Source organism: Roseinatronobacter alkalisoli, from assembly GCF_028745735.1.
Classification (GTDB): domain Bacteria; phylum Pseudomonadota; class Alphaproteobacteria; order Rhodobacterales; family Rhodobacteraceae; genus Roseinatronobacter; species Roseinatronobacter alkalisoli.
This window is the reverse complement of record NZ_JAQZSM010000005.1, coordinates 20,322-34,493: the sequence shown is the minus strand read 5'-3', so window position 1 is coordinate 34,493 and position 14,172 is coordinate 20,322. Positions and strand designations below refer to the sequence as shown.

The following is a 14,172-nucleotide window of genomic DNA, read 5'->3' as shown; positions in this document are numbered from 1 at the left end:
AACCGGACCTCCTCGTCCGGTTATCCTTGTGCAACTTCACAGATCGAAGCTTATTTCGTGTCGTCCAGCCGGAAGCCGCCCCTCGGCGCTGGCGTTTTTCAGACTTCCGGCGACAATCTCACCTTCGCAACCTTCGGGCAGCGTGACAGTGTAAATCACGCGGTTCCCGTCCATCTTCCACGCGGCTTCGATCCGCCCGTGACGGCAATCATGCCACATCGACACCTGCCCAAGTTCCGGCAGGATGGTGGGGTTCAGCCGCACCCGGTCAAAACCCGGCGCTTCGGGCACGGGGCGGACACCGGCAACATCTTCGAACAACCACTGACACACCGCGCCATAGGCATAGTGATTGTAGCTGTTCATCATCGGGTCATAGATTGTGCCATCCTCGCCAATGGCATCCCAACGTTCCCAGATCGTCGTGGCACCCCGTTCAACCTGATACAGCCAGCCCGGCACCTTGCGGTTCAGAAACACCCGTTCTGCCAGATCGGTCATGCCCAGCTTGGTCAGCGCGGGCAACAGGGCCGGCGTGCCGATAAAGCCTGTGCCGATCAGGTAGTCAGCATCCTCGATGACCCGGCGGAAATAGGCTTTCGCGGCCTCGAAATGCTGATCAGGCACAAGGTCATACAGGAACGCCAGCGCGTAAGATGTCTGGTCATTATGCGCCAGCCGCCCGGTGGCCGAAAAATATTCCGCAGAAAATGCGCGGCGTATCTCCGTGGCGCGGGCAGCAAGGCGGTCTGCTTCTGCCTGCGCGCCAATGATCTGCGCGATTTTCCCGGCCAGATCAGTGGAAATCGCATGATACAGGGTTGCGGCGCAGTCGTCGGACACTGTTGGCCGCGGTTTGCGGCTATCGCCTGTGGGCTGCAACCAGTCCCCGAAGGTGAATCCCTTCTCACCCCAGACCGCATGCGGGCGGATGATGGGACCGTCAGAAATGCTCCACAGGTAGTCCAGCCATCTGACCATGGCGGGAAAACATTCGCGCAGCACGTCGTCGCGCCCGTAATGCAGATAAAGTTGCCATGGCATGATGACAATCACATCGCCCCAGCCAGTCGATCCCGCCCAGTCCCCCGGCGCGGCAGAATGCGCGCGCAGGGTCGGATCAGGTGAAAAATGCGAAATGCCGCCATCCGGCCGCTGGTCATGCATCACATCGCGCAGGTATTTGCGCAGGAAATCTTCGGAATCGGCCAGCCAGCACGCGGTTCCCGCAAAAACCTGCGCATCGCCTGTCCAGCCAAGGCGTTCATCGCGCTGCGGGCAATCGGTCGGGACTTCAATGAAATTGCCCCGCTGTGACCAGACGGTATTCTCCACCAGCCGGTTCACAGGGGCCACAGCACAATCGAACCCGCCCGCAATTTGCGGCACTGATGTAACAGGGACGGAAACAATGTCGATCAGTTCTGCATCGCCGGTGATGGCAACGCGCGCATAGCGAAAGCCGACAAAGGAAAACATCGGTGCCCAGGTTTCTTCGCCCTGCCCCTTCAAAGTATAGGAAAATGCCGCGCGCGCCGCTCGGTAGTTGCGGTTGTCAAAGGCACCGTCCTTGTCCAGCACCTCGGCGTGGTCAATATACAGCCTTGCGCCCTCAGCACCCCTCACCGTGATCCGCTGATAGCCGACTGCATTCTGGCCAAAGTCATAAATCCTGCGCCCTGCACTGTCCTGCCAGCTTTTGACCGGGGCAATCGGTGGCAATTCGGTGACCGGACGAGTTTCGGACGGAACCAGCAGGGCGGTGTTGAACGCCAGCACCTCTACCCCGTCGGTCGCGTCCAGCGTGTCAAGGCGGGCATCAAAATCCTCGCCCCAGTAGATTCCGGTTTTCGTCACCGGCAACAAACCAGACGCCCACGCCCCGGATGTCGCCAGATGCGGTTGGCCATCGACAACCAGATCGGCGATCGCGGCAATCCGGTCACCCCATGTATTCGTGATCTTGATGTCACGCCACATCAATGTTGACCTATACCAGCCATCACCCAGCCAGATTTCGATACGGTTTGCACCTTTGCGCAACAGATCCGCCACATCATAGCTCTGATAAGCGATGCGGTCGTCATAGCAGGTCCATCCCGGCGTCAGGACATCATTGCCCACCCGCCTGCCATTGATGAAAGCCCGGTACAAACCCTGCGCCGAAACATGCAACACGGCATTGCCGCCGTCATATTGAAAATCCGTCGCAACAAAGCTTGCCTGCGACCCCGCACCTGCATCAGCAAGCGGCGCAATCATCTGCCCTGTCCAGTCACGCACGCGCAGCGAATTCCGTCCGAATCCACGGGTTTTTGCGTCGATATTCATAAATCCCCCCGATGTCCGGTCCGCGGGTCTGAGAGACCGGACCATATTTCGTATATCGTTCTACGTAGAACATTATACAAAACGGATTGTCTGGCAAGCGTTTTTCTGTATTTTTGTTCAGCAACGAGGGAGCGCCATGAAATGCCGACGCAAACACCCAAGACCAAAGTCACAATCCGCACTGTCGCGGATGACGCAGGCGTTTCTGTCGCAGCCGTGTCAAAAGTGCTGCGCGATGCTTACGGCGTCAGTGACGCATTGCGCGCCAAGGTTCTTAAATCAATCGAAACTCTGGGCTATCGCCCCAATATGGCAGCCCGTGGAATGCGCGGCAAAACCAGAACAGTCGGCATTCTGCTGGTCGAGATGGCAAACCCGTTTCTGTCGGATGTGATTGCGGGTATCGACGCCACACTCCGGGCGCTGAACTACAAGACCATGATCGGCGTGGGTGAAGCCGAAGAACAGCTGGAAACCTCGTTGATCGAACGGATGGTCGATTTCCAGATGGACGGGCTGATTCTCATTTCGCCACATCTGGGTTCTGCGCCGATGGCACAGGCGGCGGGTGAAATTCCGATGGTCGTCATCGGCCACCACGAACCGGTGTCGCAGGTCTATGACACAGTCAATTCCGACGACCGCGAAAGTGCGCAGATGGCGGTCAACGCCCTTATTGCGCGCGGCCACCGCGATATCATGATGACCAGCCTGCAACACACGCGGCTTAGTGACCATGATGTCGTTCTTGAACGCGAAGCGGGCTATACCTATGCCATGGTTAACGCCGGGCTGGAACAATATAGCCGCATCATACGATTGCCGGACCGGACAGCGCAGATGGAGGCGGACATGCTGACGCTGTTGCGCGCGCCCGACCGCCCCACCGCGTTCTATTGCTGGAGTGATCTGCACGCCGTCCCCATGATCAACCTGGCGAAAACCAGCGGCATTCGCGTGCCCGCAGATCTGGCCATCATCGGCTGCGATGACAGCCCCCCGGCCCGCATGCATCTGATCGATCTGACAAGCATTAATCAGGACGCGCCCAGATTGGGTGAAATCGCCGCGCGCACACTACTATCGCGGATAGAAGGCCGAAAATCGCCCGAACACATCCTTGTTGCGCCAAATCTTGTTATCAGATCAAGTATTTAGCTAAAGACACTATGATCGCACCCAAATGGGGTGAACGGGTGTCTTTCTCTATTCCAACTGCATGACATACAAGGTCCGGAAATCCGGCGCCCGGTTTTCTGCGCCATGTGCGGGTGTAGCGGGCATCTGCATTTCCGGCGCAATTATACACGTTGCCCTGTGTCCCTCTTGCGTAATGTTATCATATTACATAACTACTATCTTCCCGAATCCCCGGCATGTCGTCGGCCTGAAACTGTGGGACCGGGCGCCGCCACGCATGAACGCGGTGCTTTGACCTGCAACGAAGCTATGACCTTAGGATATCATGATGATACAGTTGAAACGCCCGCTCATCGCCGCTCTGCTCGGTCTGTCACTTGGCACGCCTGCGCTTGCGGATAGCATGATAGGCGTTGCCGCGCCGTTTGAAATTCAGTCGCCCGACCCTTCGACCACCGGCCATATCTTCACCAATATGGGTATCGCTGAAACGCTGGTGGATGCAGATCCGCAGGGCCGGTTGCTGCCGGGTCTTGCCACAGAATGGGACACATCAGAGGATGGTCTGACATGGCGATTCACCCTGCGCGAGAATGTCAGTTTCCATGATGGCAGCCCGATGACGCCTGCGGCAGTAGTCAATGCACTGGAAATCGCGCGGGCTAAGCCCGGCCCCATCAGCGGGTTGCCGGTTGCGGCAATCACAGCGGACCATGATGCCGTGGTCATCACCCTGACGGAACCACGCGCCGCGCTGCCTGCGTTTCTGGCCGAAAGCCGGACGCAGATTCTGGCCCCTGCCGCCTATGGTCCGGACGGGCAGGCCGTGGCGGTCATAGGCACCGGCCCCTACCGCATAACCGATCTGACGCCGCCCTTGTCGCTACGTGCCACAGCCTTTGCCGATTACTGGGGCGCGCAACCCCATGTACCGGATGTAAGCTATACCGCCGTCAGCCGGGCAGAGACACGCGCATTGATGGCGGAATCGGGCGATGCGGATTTCGTTTTCAACCTCGACCCAGCCAGTGTGACGCGCCTGTCACAATCTGAAGCGGTGCAGGTAATATCGGTGGCGATTCCGCGCACGCTGCTGTTGAAGGTGAACGCCGCGCATCCGTTTCTGAACACGCCGGAAGCGCGGCAGGCGCTTAGCCTTGCCATTGATCGCGCAGGCCTTGCGCAAGCGGTGCTGCGTTACCCCGAAGGGGCGGATCAATTGTTCCCGCCTGCCATCGGGTCATGGCACAATGCTGGGATGGATCCTTTGCAATATGACGTTGCCGCAGCGCAGGCGCTGCTGGCGCAACAGGGCTGGGCACCGGGCGCAGATGGCATTCTGGCCCGCGACGGACAGCGCTTTGCCCTGACGCTGACCACCTACCCGGACCGGCCGGAATTGCCGCTTGTAGCCGCTGTGCTGGAACAGCAATTTCGCACCATCGGGGTGGAACTGACGATCAACAGCACCAACTCGTCGGAAATTCCGGCGGGCCATCAGGCCGGCACGCTGGAACTGGGCCTTCTGGCGCGCAACTTCGCGCTGATCCCCGAACCGATCGGTACTATCCTGTCGGACTATGCGCCCACCGGTGACTGGGGCGCGATGGGCTGGGATAACCCCGAGATTGTGGCACTGGCGCAAGCCATTGCGCGTGGCGAAGGGACAGACGCGGATCGCGCGCGTGTCAGCGCCATTCTGCAAACCGAACTGCCGGTGATCCCGATTGCCTGGTATCAGCAGACATTGGCAGTCAAGGCCGGAATCGACGGGGCGGTGATTGACCCGTGGGAACGCAATTTCGGTCTGGCAAGGCTGCGGTTCACCGAATGAATATCCTGATTTCGCGACTGGTACAGGCCGCCACCGTGGCGGTCCTTGTCGGGGCGGCAACTTTCGCCATGATGCGCAGCCTGCCGGGTGACGCCGCATGGCGCATTGCGGCGGGGCGCTACGGATACGACAATGTGAATACCGCCGCCGCCGATGCGGTGCGCGCAGAACTGGGGCTGGGGGGGCATTGGTTCCCGGCTTTCACGCAATGGATGGGCGATCTGCTGCGCTTCGATTTCGGCGTATCGCTGGTATCGGGGCAGCCGGTGATCGCGGAAATCACCCATCAACTGGGGGCATCACTTTGGCTCGCACTGACCGCAGTCGGCCTGTCATTACTGATCGGCCCGCCGCTGGGCGTGCTTGCAGGGCTGCGGCCGGGGGGCGCGCTGGACCGGGGGCTGCTTGTTGTGTCCGCGGCCCTGAAGGCTATTCCGCAATTCCTGATGGCGCTGATCCTGATCCTTGTGCTGTCGGTGCAGCTTGGCTGGCTGCCTGCGGCAGGCCACGGACAGGCGCGGCATTTCATCCTGCCTGCTCTGGCGCTGGCACTGGGACTGGCTGCGGTGAATGCCCGGATTGCCCGCGATGCCATGGCCAGCATTGCGGCGATGCCCTTCTACCACTTCGCCCAATGGAAAGGGCTGTCGCGCCGTCAGGTTCTGTGGCGGCACGGTCTGCGCAATGTTTCGGTGCCACTGCTGACCTATCTGGGTCTGCAATTCGTCACACTGGTTGAAGGTGTCGTGGTGATTGAATCCATCGTTGGTTGGCCGGGCATCGGGCATGCGCTGGTCCATGCGGTCTTTGCACGCGACGTGCCGATGGTGCAAGGCACCGCGCTGATGCTGGGTCTTGGCTTTGTGCTGGTCAACGCGCTGATTGATCTGGCTGTCACACGGATCGATCCGAGGGGGGCAAGATGACGACATTTTCCAATACCCTGCCGCCAGGTCGCGCGATCGGGGCTGTGGTGCTGGCACTGATGCTGGGTTTCGCGCTTGTTGGTCCGTTACTGGTGCCCGGTGATCCCTTCGCGCAGTCGCTGATGAAATCGCTGGCCGGGCCGGACTCGGGCGCCCCCTTCGGCTATGACCATCTGGGCCGGTCGCTCTGGCACCGGCTGGCGCATGCGCTGCGCCTGTCGCCTGCCATCGCGCTGGCGGCTGTGGTCACGGCTGGCGCGGCCGGGTTGGTCCTTGGCACGCTGGCTGCTGCGCGGGGCGGCTGGGTCGAACGCTTGTTGATGATCCTTGCCGATGCGCTGATGGCACTACCAGGGCTGTTGCTGGTGCTGATCGTGCTGGCCATCATGCCGGGCACTGCCATGGGCTTCTGGGCGGGGCTGTCGCTGGTTTTATGGGTGGAATTCTTTCGCCTGACGCGCGCGGCCACGCGGTCCACGCTGGCCAGCCCGGCAGTGCAGGCAGCGCGGCTGCTGGGGTTTCGCTGGCCCTATGTGTTCCGCACGCATCTTTGGCCCGAAATTGCCCCCCTGATGCTGACTGCTGCCGCCTTTGGCACGGCCACGGCGATCATGGGCATCGCGGCACTTGGGTTTGTCAGTGTCGGAATGCGCGCGCCCACGCCCGAACTGGGCCTGATGATGGTGGAACTGCTGCCCTACTGGCGCGAAGCCCCCATGGCGCTGCTGACCCCGGTGCTTGCCACATTTGCACTGCTTCTGGGGTTGACCCTGCTGGCCGGAGGACAAAAAGCATGACACTTCTGCACGCAACCGACATTGCGGTTTTCGACGGCACGAACCGACTGCTGGACCCTGTCTCCGTCACACTTGAACCGGGCGAGCCGCTGGTCATTCTGGGCGAGACGGGTTCGGGCAAAAGCCTGCTGGCGCAGGCCATCATGGGCACGTTGCCGGAAAACCTGCGCGCTGAAGGACAGGTCAGACTGGGCAATCGCAGCCTGCGCGCAGGCGCAGACCGGGCGGCATTCCGCAAGCTGTGGGGGCGCGAGATTGCGGTCTTGCCACAGGAACCCTGGCTGTCACTTGATCCACTGATGCGCGCTGGCGCGCAGGTGGCAGAGGCACACAGGCTGGTCCGTGGCCTTGCCCCCGCGCAAGCCCGTATGCAGGCAGGAAACGATCTGGCGGCCTTCGGGCTGGGCGCGGCCGTGGCGCGCTATCCGCATGAATTGTCGGGTGGCATGGCGCAGCGCGTGGCCATTGCCGCCGCCCGCGCAGGCGGGGCACCGATTGTCATTGCTGATGAACCGACGAAGGGGCTGGATGCCGCCCGACGCAACGATGTTGCCGCACTGCTGCTGGGGGAACTCGGCCAGGGCGGCGGGCTGATGGTCATTACCCATGATCTTGCACTTGCCCGCATGATTGGCGGGCGGCTGATCGTGTTGCGCGAAGGGACCGTGATCGAAACCGGTCTGACTGAGCAGGTCTTTGCCGACCCAAAAGCCGCGTATACCCGCGACCTGATCGCCGCCGATCCGGAACACTTGCCCGCACGGAAAACAGGTGCCGGGACCGGGGAAACGGTCCTGCGCGCCCAGGGTCTGACACTGTCCCGGCGGGGACAGGTGCTGGTGGAAGGGCTTGACCTGACGCTGCAGACCGGGCGTATCCTTGGTATCACCGGGCCATCGGGTTGTGGAAAATCCAGTCTTGGCGATGCGCTTCTGGGCCTGCTGCCCCCCGATGCAGGGCAGGTGATCCGCGCACCGTACCTGCCCCCGACAGCGTGCCAGAAGCTGTATCAGGATCCCGTCGCGGCCTTTGCACGCAAGCGCAGTCTGGGCCAGACCCTTACGGATGTGGCGCGACTTCATCGGGCCCCCGCAGGGCGGATCGAAACCCTGCTGGCCCGCCTGCGCCTTGATCCCGCACTTTTGGCGCGCAGGCCCGGTGCAGTGTCGGGTGGCGAATTGCAACGGCTTGCCCTACTGCGCGCGATGCTGGCACAACCGCGCATGTTGTTTGCAGACGAGCCGACCTCGCGCCTTGACCCCATTACCCAACGCGACGTCATCACGATGCTGGCCGATCTGGCCCGCGATGAAGGGCTGTCAATCGCCTTGGTCAGCCATGACGCAGCGCTGATCGACAAGGTTTCGGACGATGTGCAGCGGTTTGCGGCGCAAGGATCAGACATCGCCGCAGCGATGGGCCGCGACAAGGCCATGGTCGCCTAATCAACAACCGGGAAACGGCAATGCCGGGGCGCAGCAAAGGCCGAAAGCGGCCGCCGCGCCATGAGTCCGGCCGTTCTGCGACCTGCGGGTCCACCGGACATGACCGCGCCTGAATGCAAAAGCAACCACGCCAGACGACCCTGCGCGTGGGTGTTATCATTTTGCCGCCAGAGGCAGAACAGCAAAGCTGCTGCGCGAATTCCCCTTTTGGCGGCAGGTCAGCTGGGTTAGGCTTCCTGTTCCTGACCAAATGTGAAATCCCGCTATGCCAGAACCCGTCACCCAATCTGTTTCCCTGCCCCCCGATGCCGCCCATGCTGTCCGGCAGTCCCTTGGACTGGGCGCGCAATCCGCGCTGCGCATCGCCTTCGTTGCGGGGCCGGGTGATGCCGTTGGCACCTTCGATCACTGGCAGAAGGGCGCGCATGATCCACGCACCCCGGTAATCGCCTATTCCTCGATGTTCTATAGCGTTGCAGACGCGCTTGCAGCAGATGTGCTGATGCTGGTCGAACAGGACAGGCAGCCCGCCGCACCCGACCCGCGTTTCCGTTTCATTCATACGCCGCGCAGGCGCGGCAGGCGCGGCATCGGTTACCGGCTGGACGAACGCGCCTTCACCGCCTGCGTGTTACGCCATCTGCGTGATTTCCGCCCTGATGTCATTATTGTCGGTACTGATGCGCCCAATGCCCTGATCGCGGGGTTGCCAGCGACGCGGCGTGTCATTCTGACGGCGCATAACACCTTTTGGCCGATGGGCCGCCGCCCGGTTTCGCTGAAGGCTCGGCTGCGGCTGCGGGCAAAATCATGGGCCTTGCGCCGGGTTGATGCCGTTGTGAATACGTCCGGTGAATGCGCCGCACAGGTCGCGGCACTCAGCGGTCCTTCCGGCACCCGCAGCTTCACCGAGATTCCACAGGTTCTGCCCGACTGGTATCCCGAAACCCTGACACCCGCGCCCACCGCAGAACGCCTGCTGTATCTGGGCCGGATAGAGGCGAACAAAGGGGTGTTCGACCTGCTTGGCGCGTTTGACGCCATTGCCGCCGACCGCCCCACCCTGACGCTGGACATTGCGGGGACCGGCACCGCAGATGCGCCGCTGCGCGCGGCTATTGCGGCCTCCCCCCATGCGGCGCGCATTACCTTTCATGGTCAGTTGCAGGCACGCGATGTGCATGACCGGCTGGACGCCGCTGATCTGCTGATCTGCCCCACCCGCACTGACTTTGCCGAAGGTCTGGCGTTGGTGGTGGTCGAGGCGGCAGTGCATGGGGTGCCAGCGCTGCTCAGTTCCATCGTTCCCGCCAAAGCGCTGCTGCCCGGTGCGTGCGTCACCTTCCCCGCCGACGACAGCGCCGCGCTGACAGCCGCACTGCGGGGCATTGTGGACACCCCGGCCGAATACGGCGCTTTGTGCGCCGCACTGGCCACGAAACGCCACCAATTCCGCGAAAGGTCCGGTTCCTGGGGGTCCATGCTCTACCGCGCATTGGTGGCCTGAACGGCGATTGGCGGACACGCAGCCACGTGGGGGGGTGATGAAGGTCCATTGCGACCGGAAAGGACCAGCCTTGCGGAGTCATCCACGATGATCAGGGGGCCGCAGGAAGCCCGTAAACCTGTCGGGCATTGCCATGCGCCACCGCTATGCGTTCTTCGGCGGAAAGCATATCAAGGATTTGCGCCGTGACATCCAGCCAGTCCACCAGACCACCACCAAGGTTCACCACCGGCCAGTCACTGCCCCACACCACCCGGTCCGGCCCGAAGCGCGTGAACACGTGATCCACATAAGGCCGGATTGTCGCAAAACCGGCAGTGCCCGGCGCGCAATAGGCCATAAGGCCCGACAGCTTGCAGGTCACATGCGGCAGCTTCGCGATTGCGTCTATGCCCGCGCGCCACGCATCGAACCCGCCACCGGCAATGTCGGGAACACCGCAGTGGTCCAGAACCAGCTTCGTATCGGGGCAGGCCTGTGCCAATGCCTGTGCCAGCCCCAGTTGCCGCGCCGTGAAACACATGTCGAATGTCAGGCCGCGCGCGCCTATCATACTGATATTACGTCGAAAAATATCTGATTGCGACAATGCGTCGGGCACCACATGCAGCACGCGGCGGTAACCGACCACGCCCAGCCCCTGCCCTTCGTCGATCCAGTCATCCAGCCCGGCGGGTTCTTCCGGGCGGCAGGACGCGATCTGCCCCAGCAGGACGCCACCGGACTGTCCTATCAGCCCGCCGATCAGCCGCGCTTCGTCCTTGTAACCGGCATCATCAACTGCCGCTTCCATGAACACGGCGCCCGCCACCCGGTCCCCCATCAGCGCGCGCGCATCATCAAGGGTGAAATCGCCCGTGGCCAGCGCCGGTATTTCCGACGTCCAGCCATAGCCCAGCGACTTGCGATAGATCAGGTGCAGATGGGTGTCGATAAGCGCGGGCATGGCAGACCTCTCGTGCTGATGCGGGCGTGCTTCAGTCATCAGCCACAAAACGCTGGCGTTGCTGGCCCAGCCCCGCGATACCCAGTTCCACGACATCGCCGGGTTTCAGATAGCGCGGTGGTTTCATTCCCAGCCCCACGCCCGGCGGCGTCCCGGTCGAAATCACATCGCCCGGATGCAGCGTCATGAACTGCGACAGATAGCTGACCAGATGCGCGACGCCATAAACCATGGTCCGGGTCGATCCGTCCTGAACCTTTTCGCCGTTGACCGTCAGCCACATCGCCAGATCCTGCGGGTTGGCCACAGCGTCGCGCGTCACCAGCCACGGGCCAAGCGGTCCGAACGTGTCGCAGCTTTTGCCTTTGGTCCACTGGCCCTGTCGTTCGGCCTGAAAGGCGCGTTCGGACACATCATTGGTCACCGCATAGCCCGCGACATGGGCCAGCGCATCGGCTTCGGACACATATTTGGCCCTGGTGCCGATGATGACCGCCAGTTCAACCTCCCAGTCGGTTTTGACCGATCCCCGCGGAATGCGCACGTCGTCATCGGGACCGCAGATCGCGCTTGTTGCCTTCATGAAGATCACCGGTTCTGACGGGACTGCCATGCCCGATTCAGCCGCGTGATCCGCATAGTTCAGCCCGATGCAGATGAATTTTCCGGTGCCCCCCACACAGGGGCCGAGCCGCGTGTCCGGTGCAACGACCGGCAGCGCGGCGGCGTCAACTGTGCGCAGATGGGCAAGACCTGCATCCGACAGCACATCGCCGCCAATATCCTTCACAATGCCGCTCAGGTCACGGATGGTGCCGTCATCATGCAACAGACCGGGCTTTTCGGCCCCTTGCGGGCCATGGCGCAGAAGTTTCATTGTCGTCCTTTCAGATGTTTGACCAGCCGCCATCAATCGCGTGGGCGGTTCCGGTGGTGTAGCTGCTTTCATCGCTGGCCAGATAGACCACCAGCGCCGCGATTTCGTCGGGCGTTCCGATCCGTCCGATCGGCTGGCGGGCAATGAATGCGGCACGCGCGGCATTGTAGTCGCCGGTCGCGCGCAGGCGTTCTTCAAGCGAGGGGCTTTCCACGGTGCCGGGGCAGATCGCGTTGCAGCGAATGCCATGGGCGATGAAATCAGCGGCGATGGCCTTCGTCATGCCGATCACGGCGGCCTTGGTTGCGCCATAGACAAAGCGGTTGGGCGCAGCGATCACCGACGACGCGACCGAGGACATGTTGATGATACTGCCGCCCCCGCGCGCAATCATGCCCGGCAGAAAAGCCCGGCACATACGGTACATCGCTGTCATGTTCAGATCGAGTGAGAATGCCCACTGATCCTCGTCGCAATCAAGAATGGTGCCACTGGCGACAAAACCCGCGCAGTTGAACAGCACATCCGGCGCAATGTCCCCCGCGAGTGCGGAAATCGCCGCTGGATCGCAGACGTCAAGCAGCCGAACTTCCACCAGTCCTGCCGGTGCATCTGCCGCAAGCGCTTCCAGCGTTTTCGGGTTGATGTCCGTGGCGATGACCCGCGCGCCTTCGCGTGCCATCATCAGCGCACTTGCCCGCCCGATCCCCTGCCCCGCCGCTGTTACCAGCGCTGTCTTGTTGTCAAGTCGTCCCATGCTCGCTCCTTGTCATTGCGGCCCCCATATGCCGGACGGTCCGTCAGACCGGCAGGCATGCGGGGCCGATCGGTTCAAAACTTTTGTAAGTCAGGATAAATTCGGTATGACCCAGTTCTTCCGACCTGCTTTGCGCACCCGCGGCCAGTGCCAGCACATGGTCAAAGATTTCCGCGCCCACCTGTTCCAGCGTGGCCTCGCCTTCCAGAACGCGGCCCGCGTTTATGTCCATGTCATCCGCCAGCCGCCGGTACATATGCGGATTGGCCGCGATCTTCAGCACCGGCGCAAGGGCCGACCCGACGACTGAACCGCGCCCGGTCACAAATAGTGTCATATGCGCGCCAGAGGCCATCATCTCGACAATCTCGGCATTGTCCGAAATGTTGGGGAAACCGAAGCGCACCTCGCCATCGGGCACCACATCCATCAGGTAAAGCCCGCCGCGCGGCGGAATATCGCCAGGCTTGATCAAGCCTGAAATCGGCGACTGCCCGGATTTCATATAAGCCCCCAGCGACTTTTCCTCGATTGTGGTCAAGCCGCCATCGGCATTGCCCGCAGCAAAACTGCCATAGCCCAGCGTTGCGTAATAATGCGCCGCCTTGGCGACCGATGCGCGCAGTTCAGTAGCCAGTGCGGGCGTCTGCGCACGCGATGCCATAATTTCCTCGCAGCCGATCAATTCGCCCGTTTCCTCGAATATGCAGGTTGCACCTGCCGCGACCAGTTTGTCAAAGGCGATCCCTGCAGCCGGGTTGCCGGTAATCCCGCTGGTGCCGTCCGATCCGCCACAGACCGTGCCGACAACCAATTCGGATATATCCATCGGCACGCTCGGGGCCTGTGCCAGTGCTGCCGCCTGTTGCGTCACCCAGTCCCGGCCCGCCGCAATGGTTGCGCGTGTGCCACCGTCATTCTGGATGGTCAGGGTCCGCACCGGCCTGCCGCTGTCGCGCACCACCTGTTCAAGCTGATACCGGTTGAAACTTTCGCAGCCCAGCGACACCAGCAGCACCGCGCCCACATTGGGATGCGTGCAAAGCCGCTCCATCATCGTCTGGGCATAGGGGTTGGGAAAACAGCCGGGAAAGCCGATCACATGCGCGGTGTCGGGCTGCGCAACCGTGATCTGGCGCGCGACATGATGCGCACATTCGACCAGATAGGCCACTGCAACCACATTGCGGATACCCTTGCGCCCGTCTGCGCGCAGCCAGCCACGCATTTGTCCCGCCGTGTTCATCCCGTGCTCCCTGATGTGTGCGCCTGTGCTGAGTCCAGCGAATAGGTCGGTGTGTAGTCGCTTTGCAGATTATGGGTATGCACATGATCCCCCGGCGCGATGGCATGGCTCGCGGAACCGATGGGCGCGCCGTATTTCACCACCTTGCCCCCCGGCGCGACGGGCTGCCGCGCGATCTTGTGGCCCAGCCCCAGACGATGGGGAACCGTGACCGCACGCCCTTCGACCAGCACTGTTTCGCCGGCGTCGATCTGCGCGCGCAGCACATAAACCGTGTCATCCGGGGCCAGCAGCAAAAGCCGGGGATCAGTCGTGATATCCGTCATCAGAATTCCCCATGTTGCAGATATGTGGCGTTGCGCGAAT

General features: G+C 62.0%; 12 protein-coding genes. 6 read left to right on the top strand and 6 right to left on the bottom strand.

Annotated elements, in window-relative coordinates; all coding sequences use genetic code 11:
* Positions 1-36 precede the first annotated feature (36 nt).
* The gene (locus PUT78_RS07320) at positions 37-2,331 is read right to left on the bottom strand and encodes an alpha-L-rhamnosidase (RefSeq protein ID WP_274351597.1); all 2,295 of its coding nucleotides are present in this window, start codon (positions 2,329-2,331) and stop codon (positions 37-39) included.
* A gap of 141 nt (positions 2,332-2,472) precedes the next feature.
* Between PUT78_RS07320 and PUT78_RS07315 the strand changes: the two genes are divergently transcribed.
* The 6 genes from PUT78_RS07315 to PUT78_RS07290 all read left to right on the top strand — a co-directional run bounded on the left by PUT78_RS07315 (position 2,473) and on the right by PUT78_RS07290 (position 9,980).
* Positions 2,473-3,489 carry a LacI family DNA-binding transcriptional regulator gene (locus PUT78_RS07315; protein WP_274351596.1) on the top strand — a complete coding sequence of 339 codons (1,017 nt, stop codon included), beginning with the start codon at positions 2,473-2,475 and terminating at the stop codon, positions 3,487-3,489.
* A 307-nt stretch (positions 3,490-3,796) separates the two neighbouring features.
* On the top strand, positions 3,797-5,305 hold the full coding sequence (locus PUT78_RS07310; protein ID WP_274351595.1) for an ABC transporter substrate-binding protein: 1,509 nt from the start codon (positions 3,797-3,799) through the stop codon (positions 5,303-5,305).
* Entirely contained in the window at positions 5,302-6,231 is a 930-nt protein-coding gene (locus tag PUT78_RS07305) for an ABC transporter permease (RefSeq protein ID WP_274351594.1), read from the top strand. Before PUT78_RS07310 ends, PUT78_RS07305 begins: the two co-directional genes overlap by 4 nt.
* On the top strand, positions 6,228-7,028 hold the full coding sequence (locus PUT78_RS07300) for an ABC transporter permease (protein ID WP_274351593.1): 801 nt from the start codon (positions 6,228-6,230) through the stop codon (positions 7,026-7,028). The genes PUT78_RS07305 and PUT78_RS07300 overlap by 4 nt, the downstream gene beginning before the upstream one ends.
* Entirely contained in the window at positions 7,025-8,473 is a 1,449-nt protein-coding gene (locus PUT78_RS07295; protein WP_274351592.1) for an ABC transporter ATP-binding protein, read from the top strand. Before PUT78_RS07300 ends, PUT78_RS07295 begins: the two co-directional genes overlap by 4 nt.
* A 265-nt stretch (positions 8,474-8,738) precedes the next feature.
* A complete protein-coding gene (locus PUT78_RS07290) occupies positions 8,739-9,980 on the top strand; it encodes a glycosyltransferase family 4 protein (protein WP_274351591.1) in 1,242 nt (413 codons plus the stop codon).
* 91 nt (positions 9,981-10,071) lie between these two features.
* Here PUT78_RS07290 and PUT78_RS07285 read toward each other — a convergent pair whose 3' ends face one another.
* Genes PUT78_RS07285 through PUT78_RS07265 form a run of 5 tightly spaced genes read right to left on the bottom strand, consistent with a single transcriptional unit; the run spans position 10,072 to position 14,132 of the window.
* On the bottom strand, positions 10,072-10,926 hold the full coding sequence (locus tag PUT78_RS07285) for an amidohydrolase family protein (RefSeq protein WP_274351590.1): 855 nt from the start codon (positions 10,924-10,926) through the stop codon (positions 10,072-10,074).
* A gap of 31 nt (positions 10,927-10,957) precedes the next feature.
* Positions 10,958-11,803, bottom strand: coding sequence for a fumarylacetoacetate hydrolase family protein (locus PUT78_RS07280; protein WP_274351589.1), 846 nt, complete (start codon positions 11,801-11,803; stop codon positions 10,958-10,960).
* A gap of 10 nt (positions 11,804-11,813) precedes the next feature.
* On the bottom strand, positions 11,814-12,560 hold the full coding sequence (locus tag PUT78_RS07275; protein WP_274351588.1) for an SDR family oxidoreductase: 747 nt from the start codon (positions 12,558-12,560) through the stop codon (positions 11,814-11,816).
* A gap of 43 nt (positions 12,561-12,603) precedes the next feature.
* Positions 12,604-13,806, bottom strand: a complete 1,203-nt coding sequence (locus tag PUT78_RS07270) for a UxaA family hydrolase (RefSeq protein ID WP_274351587.1) — start codon at positions 13,804-13,806, stop codon at positions 12,604-12,606.
* Positions 13,803-14,132, bottom strand: a complete 330-nt coding sequence (locus PUT78_RS07265; RefSeq protein ID WP_274351586.1) for a UxaA family hydrolase — start codon at positions 14,130-14,132, stop codon at positions 13,803-13,805. Before PUT78_RS07265 ends, PUT78_RS07270 begins: the two co-directional genes overlap by 4 nt.
* Between the last annotated feature and the right edge of the window lie 40 nt (positions 14,133-14,172).